The organism is Priestia sp. P5, assembly GCF_029522155.1.
Taxonomy (GTDB): domain Bacteria; phylum Bacillota; class Bacilli; order Bacillales; family Bacillaceae_H; genus Priestia; species Priestia megaterium_E.
This window is the reverse complement of sequence record NZ_JAKWFJ010000002.1, coordinates 198,397-212,588: the sequence shown is the minus strand read 5'-3', so window position 1 is coordinate 212,588 and position 14,192 is coordinate 198,397. Positions and strand designations below refer to the sequence as shown.

12 protein-coding genes are annotated in these 14,192 nt (G+C 38.6%); 3 read left to right on the top strand and 9 right to left on the bottom strand.

The window, feature by feature from the left end:
• Positions 1-52: 52 nt before the first annotated feature.
• The 4 genes from MMB69_RS17940 to yknW are packed head-to-tail and all read right to left on the bottom strand — an operon-like array spanning position 53 to position 3,749.
• Positions 53-1,249, bottom strand: coding sequence for an ABC transporter permease (locus MMB69_RS17940; protein ID WP_277448122.1), 1,197 nt, complete (start codon positions 1,247-1,249; stop codon positions 53-55).
• A complete protein-coding gene (locus MMB69_RS17935; protein WP_057241411.1) occupies positions 1,246-1,935 on the bottom strand; it encodes an ABC transporter ATP-binding protein in 690 nt (229 codons plus the stop codon). Before MMB69_RS17935 ends, MMB69_RS17940 begins: the two co-directional genes overlap by 4 nt.
• The gene (locus tag MMB69_RS17930) at positions 1,932-3,062 is read right to left on the bottom strand and encodes an efflux RND transporter periplasmic adaptor subunit (RefSeq protein WP_221813054.1); all 1,131 of its coding nucleotides are present in this window, start codon (positions 3,060-3,062) and stop codon (positions 1,932-1,934) included. The genes MMB69_RS17935 and MMB69_RS17930 overlap by 4 nt, the downstream gene beginning before the upstream one ends.
• Positions 3,063-3,749, bottom strand: coding sequence for a YknW family membrane protein (yknW, locus tag MMB69_RS17925; RefSeq protein ID WP_277448120.1), 687 nt, complete (start codon positions 3,747-3,749; stop codon positions 3,063-3,065).
• Positions 3,750-4,093: 344 nt separating this feature from the next.
• Between yknW and MMB69_RS17920 the strand changes: the two genes are divergently transcribed.
• The 3 genes from MMB69_RS17920 (at position 4,094) to MMB69_RS17910 (ending at position 6,988) form a co-directional block, all read left to right on the top strand.
• A complete protein-coding gene (locus tag MMB69_RS17920; protein WP_221786078.1) occupies positions 4,094-5,401 on the top strand; it encodes a homocysteine synthase in 1,308 nt (435 codons plus the stop codon).
• Positions 5,402-5,498: 97 nt separating this feature from the next.
• Entirely contained in the window at positions 5,499-6,236 is a 738-nt protein-coding gene (locus tag MMB69_RS17915; protein WP_221786079.1) for an ABC transporter ATP-binding protein, read from the top strand.
• Positions 6,233-6,988, top strand: a complete 756-nt coding sequence (locus MMB69_RS17910) for an ABC transporter permease (protein ID WP_221786080.1) — start codon at positions 6,233-6,235, stop codon at positions 6,986-6,988. The genes MMB69_RS17915 and MMB69_RS17910 overlap by 4 nt, the downstream gene beginning before the upstream one ends.
• Before the next feature lie 30 nt (positions 6,989-7,018).
• On the opposite strand, the gene MMB69_RS17905 is transcribed toward MMB69_RS17910, so the two are convergent.
• The 5 genes from MMB69_RS17905 to MMB69_RS17885 all read right to left on the bottom strand — a co-directional run bounded on the left by MMB69_RS17905 (position 7,019) and on the right by MMB69_RS17885 (position 14,015).
• Positions 7,019-8,026 (bottom strand): aromatic ring-hydroxylating dioxygenase subunit alpha, encoded by a 1,008-nt coding sequence (locus MMB69_RS17905; protein ID WP_221786081.1) that lies wholly within the window; start codon positions 8,024-8,026, stop codon positions 7,019-7,021.
• 392 nt (positions 8,027-8,418) lie between these two features.
• Entirely contained in the window at positions 8,419-8,862 is a 444-nt protein-coding gene (locus tag MMB69_RS17900; RefSeq protein WP_221786082.1) for a hypothetical protein, read from the bottom strand.
• Between the two features lie 217 nt (positions 8,863-9,079).
• Positions 9,080-11,848, bottom strand: a complete 2,769-nt coding sequence (gene ppc / locus MMB69_RS17895) for a phosphoenolpyruvate carboxylase (protein WP_221786083.1) — start codon at positions 11,846-11,848, stop codon at positions 9,080-9,082.
• A 459-nt stretch (positions 11,849-12,307) separates the two neighbouring features.
• Positions 12,308-12,817, bottom strand: a complete 510-nt coding sequence (locus tag MMB69_RS17890) for an acyl-CoA thioesterase (protein WP_013055518.1) — start codon at positions 12,815-12,817, stop codon at positions 12,308-12,310.
• A gap of 151 nt (positions 12,818-12,968) precedes the next feature.
• Positions 12,969-14,015: a DUF5105 domain-containing protein gene (locus tag MMB69_RS17885; protein ID WP_277448413.1), complete on the bottom strand. Its 1,047-nt coding sequence runs from the start codon at positions 14,013-14,015 to the stop codon at positions 12,969-12,971.
• Positions 14,016-14,192: the final 177 nt, after the last annotated feature.

Genomic DNA, 14,192 nt, shown 5'->3' with positions numbered 1-14,192 from the left:
TGATTGGAAAGCTTTTCGTCAGTTTGAAATAAAAACATGCAAATGAATGTCTCTATTCATACCTTAATGCTTCAATTGGATCTAGCTTCGCCGCTTTATTTGCAGGAAGCATACCGAATACAATACCAATCGTCATGGAGAACAATACTCCTCCGAGCACTACTTGCCACGAAATTAATGATGGCCATCCAGCAAATAATGAAACAAGAGCTGCCCCGCCTGCACCGAGGCCAATGCCAAGCAAACCACCAATAAGCGTGAGCGTAATGGATTCAATCAAAAACTGAGTTAAAATTTGTCTTTTGGATGCGCCTAGTGCTTTACGAATCCCAATTTCCCTTGTGCGTTCCGTTACAGAAACCAGCATAATGTTCATAACGCCAATTCCTCCAACAAGCAGTGAAATTCCTGCAATTGAACCAATAATTGTGGTCATAATGCGCGTTACATTTCCAATACTATCTGCTATTTCTTCTAAGTTCTGCACTTGGTAAGCATCTTCCGCATCATGCAAGTTATTTAACAAATCCGTTGCGTCATTGCCTACTTTTTTTAGCTGATCAGAGCTTTTTGCTTGAACGCTAAGGTTTGTGTAGTCAAGCTTACCGAAGCTTGATTTATACGTATTATCTGGAATATAAATAGTTGGTATTTCAAATGCCAAAAACCCCGTTGGCTTTTTTGTCACACCAACAATTTTGATAGGCTGTCCTTGAACCCATACTACTTGTCCAAGGGCTTCTTTTTTATCAAATAACTCTTTTTTCATATCGCTTGTGATAACACCTACTCGATTACCTGATAAAAAGTCAGAGCTGTCTAACATTCTTCCTTTTGAAACTTCCAGCTGATTAACTTCAATATATCCTTCGTTAATAGCATTAACAGTCGTATCAGATTCCTTGTCTCTATATCTTACCCCCATTCCCATTGAGCTAGAAGCCACCACATTCTTCACTCCGGGAATAGTCGAAAGAGCTTTAATATCATCCTCTGTAAAGATAGGCTCACCCGTCATTGAAAGGTCATCAGCTTGCATCTCGTCTTCAGGAGGCTGATAATATACATCAACTGTATTGCTTGCTCCTGTTATTTCCGACTTAATCATTTGTTCTCCGCCTTGACCAATGGCTACAACGATAATAACAGCCGCTACGCCAATGATAATACCAAGCATCGTCAAAATAGAGCGCATTTTATGAGCAAGAACCGAAGAGAGAGCCATACGCATATTTTCTATTAAACTCATAAGCTATCGTTCTCCTTATCGCTATGACTTAACACTTTACCGTCACGAACGATAACTGTACGCGATGTGTATTCTGCCACTTCAGGTTCATGGGTAATGACTACAACCGTTGTACCATCTGCATTAAGCTGAGAAAATTGCTCCATAATATCAGCACTTGTTTTTGTATCTAGAGCTCCTGTTGGTTCATCTGCTAAAATAAGCGTCGGATTGTTAACAATAGAACGAGCAATAGCAACGCGCTGCTTTTGCCCTCCTGATAGCTCGCTCGGTAAATGTTTCATCCGTTCACTCAGCCCTACTTTTTCAAGCGCAGCTTCTGCTCTGGCTCTTCTTTCCTTACGCGTTACGCCGGCGTATACCATTGGAAGCTCTACGTTTTCTACCGCTGTTAAACGCGGCAACAGCTGAAATTGCTGAAAAACAAAACCGATATGAATATTTCTTACTTTTGCCAGCTGCTCATCACTGTAAGTGGAGATTTCTTGTTCATTTAATAAATAGGAGCCTGAAGAAGCGCGGTCTAAACAACCGATAATGTTCATTAGCGTTGATTTACCTGAGCCAGAAGGTCCCATAATCGCAACAAATTCACCGTCATAAATCTTCAAATTAATATCTTTTAAAATCGGCACTTCCTCTTTGCCCAGATGATAACTTTTATGAATATTTACAAGTTCAATCATTGAACAGTCACTTCCGCACCGTCAGTTAAGTCCTTTGAAGGATTTGTAATGACTTTGTCTTTAGAAGTTACGCCACTTTTGATTTCAATAAATTTATTTGTTGTTTCTCCAATCTTTACTTCCTTACGAACCGCCTTCTTATCTTTCACTACGTATACATATTTTTCTCCGTCTTCATTTACAACTGCTTTTATCGGCAGTGATGAAGCTTTTTTACTGCTTGTTTCAATTTCAAGCAGCAGCTTAAATCCCGGCTTAATCATCGTGATATCCTGGTCATCTACTTTTACTTCAACTGGATATTGATTAGCCGCATCATTGCCGGCTTCTGCTGATGCCTGCTGCTGAGGTAGATAGTCAATTTGTTTGACGCTCCCTGCCCATTCTTTATCAGGCAAAACATCTGATGTAATTTTGACAGCTTGACCGGTTTTAATTTTTAATGCATCATACTCAGACAGCACGCCAGTAGCTAAGTATTCATCGGTATTACCAATATGTATAAGCGGTTTTTGAACGTCACTTGTGTTATTAACCGCTTCTTTATCTACTTCTAGCACCGTCCCATTAATATCACTCGTTACCTCTAAATTACGTTCTTTTTTAGCATTTGATTTGGTTTCTAGTTTGTTTCGTTCTAAATCAATTTTAGCCGTTTCTAAATCGAGGTTGAGCTGCGTACGCTCTGTATCGATTTGATCTCTCGCTTCTTGCTTACTCATTTCTTTTTCCAATTCTTTTTGTTTTTTATTTAAATTAGAAAGCTGTTTGCTTACTGAGTCAATTTGCAGCTGACTGGATTTTTTTTCTAGCTTGTTTTGTTCTTGCTCTAAATCAAGCGTATCGCTTTCGTATGTTACAAGAGAGGTTCCCTGCTGTACACGAGATCCTTCTGTTACGTGAAATCGTTCAACCTCGCCTTTTTCAGCGTCGAAATAGACGTACTGCTCATCAGCAAGCTTTAACGTACCGGGAACCATAACTGTATTTCTTAACTTTTTTTCTTTTAGATTTGTCATTTGAACATTGACTGCTTTACCACTTACACTTTGTGCACGATATACATTAATTCCAATAACCGCAACAATAACCACTGTTACTGCTGTAATAATTATTCCTTTTTTCATTTACAACCCTGCTCCTTTAAGCGCTTCTGAAGCAGCTCCTACAACTCCTGAAATAGCGGCTCCTAAGATGAATAAAACAATTACGGTAATAATAGAAGCAGCTTTTGATACATTTGCCACTTTTTGTAGTCCTACTGCTGTCAGAATAAGTCCCCAGATAGAAAAGATTTCAATGGAAGTAAATACTCCTCCCATAGCACCTTTCGCACCAACTAGTCCATTTAACGAAGTCACATTCGCTGAAGTGTGCGCTAATGCAGCGACGCCCGTATTAATTAGCTGACCGATTACAGTGATGAACGTAACAAACAAATTCAAACTAAACATTTGGTGGTATGTTGTTTTCCCAGTCCCTAACTTTGCAACTAAAAACAAAATTAAACTCGTGAATGCCAGTGTAGCAACTATTGCAATTACTCCTCCAACCGTTCCGCTGATCATGCTGAATATAGGATTCACTTCAATCCCAGCTTCTTTTTGCTGCTGTAATGCCTCTTGTGCCTGAGGGGTATAGACGGCTAGAATCGTTGTTGCAGCTGTTAAGATGAGGATAAGTAAAAGAGGTCCCAAAATGACCGGGTTGCTTTTCATTTTCTCAAACTGTCCAACTGGACTCGTAATAAAACCAAAAATAGAGGGCTTTCCTTTCTCTTGGACTTCCGAAGATACATTAACTTCTGTGCTCATAATCAAACTCCTTTTATTTTGTTTCGTTATTAGCTCTTAAGACCCGTCTTTTGCTGTTTTTTAAAGTTTTCTAGCAAAATCGTCTCTCTCTAAGAAACTCTCAAACACCTAATATTCTAACATAATTATACAAATTAATTGACATTTTTCTTACATTTTATATTTTTTATGGTATTTTTAACAATTAAAGAGATATATTGACGCTGAATTACAGTATTAATCTTACTTATAATTTCTAAATATTCTAATTATTATTTGACATCATTCAATAGAATTCGTATATTATGATTAAAGTTTATTATTCCTATGTTTTTTATAAGTTTTATATCTAAGGAGGAGTTTCAATGTCTGCTAAGAAACCATTTCGCCCTGAAACACAAGCCATTCATTCTGGCCAACAGCTTGACCCCGCTACTTTTTCGCGTGCCGTACCTATTTATCAAACAAGCTCATTTGGATTTAAAGATACCGAACACGCTGCGTCCTTATTTAATTTAAGTGAACAAGGCTATATCTACACTCGAATTGTAAATCCTACTACGGACGTTTTTGAACAGCGAATTGCTGAGTTAGAAGGCGGAGTAGGTGCTCTTGGAGTAGCTTCGGGTCAATCAGCTACTACCTTTTCCATTTTAAATATCGCTTCTGCAGGAGATGAAATTGTATCAGCAAGCAGTTTATATGGGGGAACATATAACCTCTTTTCGTCTACGCTTCCCAAACTGGGCATTACCGTCAAATTTGTAAACGCGGATAATCCAGAAAATTTCAGAAGTGCAATCACTTCCAAAACAAAAGCAATTTATGCTGAATCCGTTGGAAACCCGCAGGGAAACGTGCTAGACATTGAGGCAGTTGCAGACATTGCCCATGAACATGGAATTCCTCTTATTATTGATAATACGGTTCCAAGCCCTTACCTTCTTCGTCCCATTGATTTCGGAGCAGATATTGTCGTTCATTCTGCTACTAAGTTTCTTGGAGGGCATGGAACAGCAATTGGGGGTGTTATCGTAGACAGTGGAAAATTTGATTGGGAAGCGAGCGGAAAATTTCCAGACTTAACAACTCCAGATCCAAGTTACCATGGCCTCGTATACACAGAAGCTGCCGGTGAAGCTGCTTATATTACAAAAGCGCGCGTTCAGCTTTTACGAGATATTGGAGCTGCTTTATCACCTTTTAATTCCTTTTTACTCCTTCAAGGGGTAGAAACACTCCATCTGCGATTAGAGCGTCACAGCGAAAACGCATTAAAGGTAGCGAAATTTTTAGAGCAGCATGAATTAGTAGACTGGGTAAATTATGCGGGGCTTCCTTCCCACCCTTCCTATTCTTTGGCACAAAAATACTTGCCTAAAGGGCAAGGAGCAATTTTAACCTTCGGCGTAAGAGGAGGAAAAAACGCTGCGGCTAAGTTAATTGATTCGGTTCAGTTATTTTCTCATTTAGCCAATATCGGCGACTCTAAGTCACTCATTATTCACCCGGCAAGCACCACTCATCAACAGTTATCTGAAGATGAACAAAAAGCTTCCGGCGTGACGCCAGAACTCATTCGTCTATCGGTTGGAACAGAAGCAATCGACGATCTTCTTGAAGATTTAGATTATGCCTTAAAAGCCAGCCAAAAAGTGAATACAACTGTTTAAAAGCTGTGATTTTTCACAGCTTTTTTTATATCATCCAATAACTTTTTATACTTTCGCTTATGCTACAATAAACAAAACGAATAAAAAAGGAGTTACTATGAACACGTTCAATTCAATACCTGCCATTACATTTACCGACGTTCATAAAACATTTAAAGATAAAGAACATAGTGTTTTAAAAGGCATATCGGGTACAGTGGCCCAAGGCTCGCTTGTCATGATGGTAGGACCATCAGGATCCGGAAAAAGTACCCTTCTTTCCATGTGCAATTTACTTTCTGCACCTGACGAAGGAAGTATTGAAGTATACGGTAAAGACATTAGCAAATGGAATATTTCTGATTTACGAAAAAAAGTGGGCATCGCTTTTCAATCGGCTCCTGTTATTGATGGAACAGTGCGAGATAATATGATGCTTGTTCAAAAACTGCATGGCAAACAGAATATTATGCCTGAAGAACTCTGTGCCTTAACCGGCCTTTCCCCTGACTTGTTAGAGCAGGATGCAAGAGATTTATCCGGTGGTCAAAGACAAAGGTTATCATTAGCGCGCACGCTGTCGAACGGATCTGACCTTTTACTTTTAGACGAAATCACTTCCGCTTTGGATGCTACTTCTGCTCATGAAATTGAGCAGCTTATTTCTCATTTACATAAAGAGCAGAATAAAACGATTATTTGGGTTACCCATAATTTAGATCAAGCGAAACGTTTAGGAGAGGAAGTCTGGCTTTTAATGAACGGAGTGATTGTAGAAAAAGCCAAGACGGAGACCTTTTTTCATGCTCCTGTAAAAGCTGAAACAAAACAATTTATTGAAGGAGCCTTTCTATGAGTTCACTTTCACTGATTTTTACCATTGTTTTTGTTTTTATTGCTCTTTTTTTATCAAAATCTTTTCGTATAGGGCTCGAAAAAGATATTATCATTGCCAGTATTCGAGCAGCCGTTCAGCTGTTAGTGATAGGATATGTTTTATCCTTTATTTTTGACGCGAATCACCCTGCTTTTATGATTTTCATTCTATTCCTTATGCTGACGGTCGCTTCCCAAAATGTTGTAAAGAAAAAAAAGCAGGGATTTAAATCTTTTTTTCGTGTATTTGTCACTCTTTTTATTGTAGAAATCCTGACCCAAAGCGTTATGCTCGGACTACATATCATCCCTGCTACTCCGCGATATGTCATTCCTGTCAGCGGTATGATTATTGGAAATTCGATGATTTTGGCCAATTTATTTTTAAATCGGTTAGATGCTGAAGTAAATAGAAGACGAGACGAAATTCAATTGATTCTGGCGCTTGGCGGCACTCCTAAACAAGCTATTCATAGTATTTTAAATGCCGCAATCAAAGCTAGCATGATTCCTACTGTAGAAAGTCAAAAAACAATTGGACTCGTTCAACTTCCGGGTATGATGACAGGCCAGATTATTGGAGGGGCAGATCCGATACAAGCTGTCAAATTCCAGCTGCTTATCGTTTTTACTATTCTAGCGTCTGCTACGCTTTCCTGCGTCATATTAAGCCGCTTAACATACCCTACCCTTTTTAATAGCTATCAGCAGCTTATCCGTGAACATACATAAAAAAGAAGAAAGGAGACTCCTTTCTTCTTTTTATTGAGCAGCTTTTTTTAACCTTGTTCCTATGTCACTTCCAAAGGTCACTCCTAAATCACCGAGCCATCTTCTATAGGCAATACTCAGTCGGTCCGGATTCAAATGAAGCTCTGCTTGTAAGTCAAGCGGCAGCTCTTCCGGTTTTTGACTTTCTACAATGCTAGTATCTTGTTCAATAATAAGCTGCTGAAAATCACGGAAATATTGATCAGGTGCATCAAACGAATAGTTTCTAGAAACCAATGCAAACACGGTCGACTTTCTTTCCTCTTCAGGTAAAACCGCAAACAGCATCGAAAAGATTTCACCCGTTTCGTAGTTCACTTTTTTCAACCTTGCAACGGTAGGACGAAGAATTTCAAAAGTATAATAAATAGTTGCAAAGTTACCCGTACCATCTGCATCTGCGTACACAGCGATTTCATCAGAAACGTATCGGTTATCTTTCCAATGTACCTTATAATCAGGAATTTCGGCGTAGTCCGAGTGTCCAAGGCTTCCTTCGTGAACAAAAGCCAAATGGCTTACATCTAAAAAGTTTTCTACTACACGAGGAGCTGCTGCCTGCAGAGTATGAGGGTTGGCGAAAACCGTTTTAAATCCGGGGTTAAGGTATTCGTCATACTGAGGAAAAGGAGTATCACTTGCCTCGCTGTTCATCTTCACCCATATAATCCCGTACTTTTCAACGCAATCATATACCTGTGCTTTTGCTTTTGAAGGAATAGCTCTTCCCGGCGGCTGTTGTGGAATTTTCACACAAGCCCCGGCTTCATCGTATTTCCATCCGTGATAAGGGCACACAATGCAATCATCTACCACTTTTCCAAGAGATAACGCTGCACCGCGATGGATGCACAAATCTTTAAACGCTTTAATGGCATTAGTTGTGCGAAAAAGCGCAACCCGCTCTTCTAAAATCGTTACTTGCAAGGGCTGATCCGTTAAATCATGGGAATAAGCTGCAGGCAGCCATTCCTTAGCCAATACTAAATCTTTAATCATCTGCATCGCCTCCGTACGATAAGTGAATTTGTTTCTTGTTTATAAAAAAAACCGCAGAAATAGAAGGAGTTCTTCTAATTCCGCAGCTTTTTCGTTCCGTAAAACAGACTATAAGCGCGCGAAGATTCTACATGATTGCAGATAGAGCGACCTTAGCACTTCATCTACAATGACAATACGTATTCATCGCTATTTTTTTAACCTTAAAACCTAACCCTTATATATTGAATAAAGAGCGGCCAGCCGCTAAAAGCTTTTCTGTCCACTGATTTCTCTTATTTTTACTTTATCAATTTCCCATTGAAAAATCTCTTGCTTTGTAAGCATCTCTAACATAATTTTTTTGGTTAAACGAATAAAAGCTGCGGTTTTAAAAACCGCAGCTTGCTTTATTATGAGCTCATATAACTGGCTGTATATTTTTTCGTATGCTTTTGTATTTCTTGATTTAAATGTTTGAAAAATGAGAGGGTTTCTTCATAATCCGTCGCTTTTTCATGAAACTTCAATGTAAGATTTTCTTCAAACAACGTTTCTCCTTGATGACCGACCGCTTTCAGCTGAACATCTGTAACAATACCTTGCGAAATCGAACATAATAAATAATTAAAGCAATGAACCGGAACGATATGCATCAGATGAAAATCGTCGATAGTTCTATCACTTTTTGTTTTCTTAAATTCCACAGTGAGTTCTTCTGGATGAATAAACACATTTATATGCTGTTTGGACAAACAAGTAGGATTCATTTTTTGTGTATACTCACAAAATTCCAGTCCAATAAATATAGAATTCTCGGAGTCAGCTTCAATGAAGATTTGCGAATTCTTTACCATTGTCCTCGTCCTCCATATTCAATCTAGTTATCCCGTCACCCGCACCCATTTGTAGAATATTTCCATTCCTTCTCTATTCTATCATTGATTTTTCTCAATGCCTATTTCGCAGGCAGAAGTTCTCTTTAAAAGAGAGGGAACTGAAAGGCAGTTCTTTATGTGAGAATAATAAACAAAAGACACCTCTTTTATTTTCTTGAGGTGTCTTTTGGTATCATCAGCCTGTGTTACGCAACCCTGCTGCAATACCGTTAATCGTTAATAACGCTTCTTTTAAAAGTTCTTCATTTAACGTTCCAGCCTCATCTTCACGCAGCTTGGAAATGACCTTAACTTGTAAGAATGTTAGAGGATCCACATACGGATTTCGTAACTTAATAGATTCTTTAATTGTAGGAAGATGATCCATTAATTCTTTTTGACCTGTGATTTGAAGAATCATTTCTTTTGTGAGATTATACTCTTTTTTAATGGCGGTAAAAATCCGCTCTGAAATAACCGGATCTTGTACCATTTCCGTGTATTCTTTTGCTGCCATTAAATCTGCTTTTGTTAAGGCCATTTGCAGATTATCGACGGTCGAGCGGAAAAATGGCCATTCTTTATACATTTGCTGAAGAAGCTGTATATCTCCGGATTTCTCTACTAAATGCTGTAAGCCCGTACCTGCAGCGTACCAGGCTGGAAGCAGCTGTCTACTTTGCGTCCATGCAAATACCCACGGAATTGCTCGCAAGTCTTCAAAACGATCACTTCCTTTTCGACTCATTGGACGTGACCCAATATTTAAAGCCCCCAGCTCAGGAAGAGGTGTAGCTTGTTTAAAGTACGTTAAAAAGTCTGGATCTTTGAAAACAAGCTCTTGATACTTACGTAAAGAAGCAGTTGAAATCTCGTCCATTGTTTCTTCCCATTCATGTGTACGAATATCACATTGTTCAGCTTCTTGAGAAACATTTGCTGCCGCTGTAAGAAGAGCTGAGACCGCTTGTTCAAGGCTTCGGTAGGCAATGTCATATAAAGAGTATCTAGAAGAAAGAACTTCTCCTTGCTCTGTAATTTTCACACCGTCTCCTAGCGTCTCAACAGGCTGAGATAAAATGCTTCGGTTTAACGGTCCACCGCCTCGGCCTAGTGAGCCGCCTCGGCCATGGAAAAACTTCAGACGAACTTGATACTTCCTCGCCATATCATGAATTTCCTGCTGCGCTTTGTAGAGCTTCCAATTAGCAGTAAGCGTTCCTCCATCTTTGCTTCCATCTGAGTAGCCAAGCATAATTTCCTGCAAATCCTGCTGTTTCCTTAAGTGCTCACGATAAAAATCTAATTGAAATAGCTGTTCCATGATTTTAGGACCCGCTGTGAGATCATCAATCGTTTCAAGCAGCGGAGCTATATTTAACTTACTTTCAATGCGGCCATCTGCATGAAGGCGGTAAATGCCCGCTTCTTTGGCGAGTACCATGACTTCTAACAAGTCACTTGCAGACTGGGTCATGCTGATTAAGTAGACTTCAATAGATCTTTCTCCAAATTCTTTATGTGCTCGATGAATCATGTTAAATACTTCAATTACTTGCTGCGTTTCTCTAGAGTAATTCTCTACAAACGATATCACAGGTCTTGGATCTTGAAGAACTTTCCCTAGCAGCTCAACTTTTTTCTCTTCTGTTAACGCTGAATAATCTTCAGCTAAAGAAACAGCATGGAAAATTTCTTTGATCGCCGCTTCATGTTCTCCGCTGTGATTACGGATATCAAGCGTTGCTAAATGAAAACCAAACAGCTCAACTTGGCGAATTAATTTGCATAAGCTTTTTAACTGATAATCCTGAGGCTGGTGCTTTTGCAAGCTATCTTTGATTAGAAATAAATCATGTAGAAGTTCTTCCGACCTTTGATAACCTGCTTCTGACTCTCCAACTAAATTTAATTTATGAAGCATAATCGTAAGCTTGCAGCGGTATACTTCGTGTTTGATTCTCCATCGCTTTTTCTCAGGGAGCAGCGATATTTCTTGATTAATAGAATCAAGAAGGTTATCTGAAACTGCAACTCTTTTTGTAGACTGACTTAACCTTTGTCTCAATTGAGTAAGCGACTCTTTATATTTACGAATAGCTAACTTCCTTTGTTTGACAAGCGTTTGCCACGTTACTTTGGGAGTTACGTTTGGATTTCCATCTCGGTCTCCGCCAATCCATGAACCAAATCGAAGAATATTAGGCACCTTCCAATTTTCTTCTGGGTAATTCTCCTGCAAGGAATTTTCCAACTCCTGATGAAGTTGAGGAAGCACTTCAAATAACGTTTCATCAAAATAATATAATCCATTCGATACTTCATCCATTACGGTTGGCTTGCGATCTCGCAATTCATTTGTTTGCCATAAAGTTAATACTTCGCTAAACAGTCTTTCTTCAATTTCCGTACGTTCACGTTTTGTTATCGTTGGATTATCCAAGTTTTTCAGAAGCTCAGCCATTCGTTTATGAATATCAAGAACACTTCGTCTAGTGGCTTCTGTTGGATGAGCAGTGATGATGAGCTCTAGAGATAAAGTTTGAAGCAAGTTAGCAATTAGGTCTGGCGCCACGCCGTTATTTTTAAGGGAAACAACGGCACTTTCCAATGAGCCCGGCTGCATAATAGAATCTTCTTGCTGCTGATATTCCCGTCTGCGACGAATTCGATGATTTTGCTCTGCAATATTAACTAAATGAAAATAAACTGCAAACGCCCGAATAACCTGCTCGCGCATCGGCTGTTCAAGAGTAACGATTTCATTTTTTATTTCTTTATAGATAACTTCATCTTTGTTTTCTCTAAGTGATTTTGCCACTTCGCGTATTTTTTCTACTTTGTTGAGCAGTTCTTCTCCACCTTGGTGAACCAGAACTTTCCCTAACAATTGACCGAGAAATTTCACATCACGGCGCAGGGCAGTGCTGCTGTTTTGTCTTTCTGCTGCTTCTACTGTTACCATTAGACACGACACCTTTCTTTATAAATGTTGTACTTTTTAAACTTTTTAGAAAATTATATTAAATTCATATTACCATGAACGAAAATAAATTTCATATAATTTTATTTCCTCCTCTCGTTCAGGAGAGAAGATTCATCAAATATAAAAAAGAGGTTAAGACATGACTAAATGAATCCAATCTAAAGACAAACAAATGGGATACATAAGCCGGACCGCTTGTGACACCGCAGTTGATTACTGTGCAAGACTTCGCTTTCCGCGGGCGGCCGATGAGCCTCCTCGTCGCTTCCGCTTTTCCCCCTGTAGTGTTCGTCTTGCCCTCCAATCAACTGCTAGAAGGAACGAAACAGATGAAACCTACGTTCACCATAACCAGAAAAAACGAACCACTAATCAAACATGTTGATCAATGGTTCGTTTTTCATTTGAGCTAAAATACTTTTCAGCCTCTCTTTTATGTTACCAAGGTTGTCCTAAATCCAATACCGAGGCTAGTTCATTGCTTTTTTTACGTACTTGTTTACGCGTGGCAGCGCGATCTGCCCCCGTTTGAAACAGGTATTTTTCTTCTTCTGTTTCTGGAATAAGCTCCGGTACTGCGCGGGGCTTTCCATCATCATCCATTGCCACAAAAGTTAAAAATGATGTAGCTGCAATTTGACGCTCCCCGGTTTTTAAATTTTCTTTAATCACTTTCACAAATACTTCCATGGATGAACGACCTGTCCATGATACGTATGACTCCAAACATACAGAATCCTGAGGCGTAATAGGGTGCAGAAAATGAATAGAGTCTGCTGAAGCTGTCACACACTCTGTACGACTGTGACGATAAGCTGAAATGGACGCAATCATATCAATATCACTCATTAACTTTCCGCCAAATAACGTATTGTGATTATTAATATCATTAGGAAAAATGCGGCTCGTTCGAACGGCCTTTGTATCTTTACAGTAATTTGCTTTCATTAGTAAGAACCTCCATTGATGCCTATCATAATAAGAATAAAAGAATGAATGAACCTATACTAGCATATTTTGATGAATTTAGCTTTACAAAAAACTCGTTGATTTATTTACAGAAAACAAAAAAGAGAAGAAAAATTCTTCTCTTTTTTGTCTATCGAATATAGCTTGATCCAAACGTTTTACCTAAAGAATCACTGTATAGGTCACTTGACTTTACAGTCCATTTCCCATCTTCTTTCACCATAAAAATTCGTAGGGGACGACTTCCTTCTTTCGTTTCTAACTCATTTACAATATCTTTGAATTTAGAAGCCGCAAACTCTTCAGAGTGTTCTGTATCGTAATCTTTCGTTTCATTTGTATATGCTCTCTTAAGCTGCGATACGTATGAATATAAGTCTGATAAATTAAGAGTCGTGTACTCCACTTCTACTACGGCTTTATTATTTGCATTCGCAATCACATTTGTTTTCACGCTTGCTTTTTCTTTCAAAACATCTTTATACATGTTAAAAAAATCTTTTTTTGCTTTGTCGGTTAAACTGTTAGAAAAAGCACCTTTTAATTCCTCATTAAACGCTTTTTTCTGTTCTTCTATGACAGCTGTTTTGTCTGCCGTTACATATTTATCATAGTCTACGTTTTCTTTATTTAAGTAAAGGACTTCTGTATAAACTTGCAGAGCTTTTTCTGGGTCTTGCAGCTTATTATAGCTTTTCGCGTATTTCTTCGTATCCAGTGTTAATGTCACTTCGTCAATTTCTTCATCATAATCAGATGATGTTGGCTGAAGCCCAATTTTGTACTTTTTATCTTTTTTGACTTCAAAGACAAACGTTAAATTTTTTTGCTTTCCAGCGCCAATCTTGTCAGATGCACTGCTTTCTAGTCCGAGCTCACGACTGTTCACTCCCGTTTTTGGAGACAATTGCTCATCTCCTTCGTATAAATACACACCGTCATAATCCGATAAAGATATACTGTTTTTGGATACATTTTTCACTTTCAAATCAACTTTCAACAGCCCTTTTTCTTCACTTGCAGCTCCTTCATCGCTATCTACTAAAATATAAGAAGCGCTGTCAATGGATGCTTCAATCGTCTTATTTTTAGCCGAAGTGGATCCTCCCGTTTCCTTAGAACTGTTGCAAGCCGCTAATACTAGCATAAGTACAAAAGCTAAAGCCAAAACATTCATTTTTTTCACAGCTGCCTAATCCCCTTTATTTTGTTTTTTTAGAACTTTATCCCAAATAAAGGTTCCCTCTGTATAAATACTTAAACCTTAAAATCTATATTTTTTACAATATTTTGATAAAAACTAAGTCTAAATTCTCTACTGACCTAAATAAAAAAACACGAGCATCAGCTCGTG

Bases quoted from the DNA above. Each gene is read 5' to 3' on its own strand.
- MMB69_RS17940 (WP_277448122.1), bottom strand. From the start codon at position 1,249: ATGAGTTTAATAGAAAATATGCGTATGGCTCTCTCTTCGGTTCTTGCT.
- MMB69_RS17935 (WP_057241411.1), bottom strand. From the start codon at position 1,935: ATGATTGAACTTGTAAATATTCATAAAAGTTATCATCTGGGCAAAGAG.
- MMB69_RS17930 (WP_221813054.1), bottom strand. From the start codon at position 3,062: ATGAAAAAAGGAATAATTATTACAGCAGTAACAGTGGTTATTGTTGCG.
- yknW (WP_277448120.1), bottom strand. From the start codon at position 3,749: ATGAGCACAGAAGTTAATGTATCTTCGGAAGTCCAAGAGAAAGGAAAG.
- MMB69_RS17920 (WP_221786078.1), top strand. From the start codon at position 4,094: ATGTCTGCTAAGAAACCATTTCGCCCTGAAACACAAGCCATTCATTCT.
- MMB69_RS17915 (WP_221786079.1), top strand. From the start codon at position 5,499: ATGAACACGTTCAATTCAATACCTGCCATTACATTTACCGACGTTCAT.
- MMB69_RS17910 (WP_221786080.1), top strand. From the start codon at position 6,233: ATGAGTTCACTTTCACTGATTTTTACCATTGTTTTTGTTTTTATTGCT.
- MMB69_RS17905 (WP_221786081.1), bottom strand. From the start codon at position 8,026: ATGATTAAAGATTTAGTATTGGCTAAGGAATGGCTGCCTGCAGCTTAT.
- MMB69_RS17900 (WP_221786082.1), bottom strand. From the start codon at position 8,862: ATGGTAAAGAATTCGCAAATCTTCATTGAAGCTGACTCCGAGAATTCT.
- ppc (WP_221786083.1), bottom strand. From the start codon at position 11,848: ATGGTAACAGTAGAAGCAGCAGAAAGACAAAACAGCAGCACTGCCCTG.
- MMB69_RS17890 (WP_013055518.1), bottom strand. From the start codon at position 12,817: ATGAAAGCAAATTACTGTAAAGATACAAAGGCCGTTCGAACGAGCCGC.
- MMB69_RS17885 (WP_277448413.1), bottom strand. From the start codon at position 14,015: ATGAATGTTTTGGCTTTAGCTTTTGTACTTATGCTAGTATTAGCGGCT.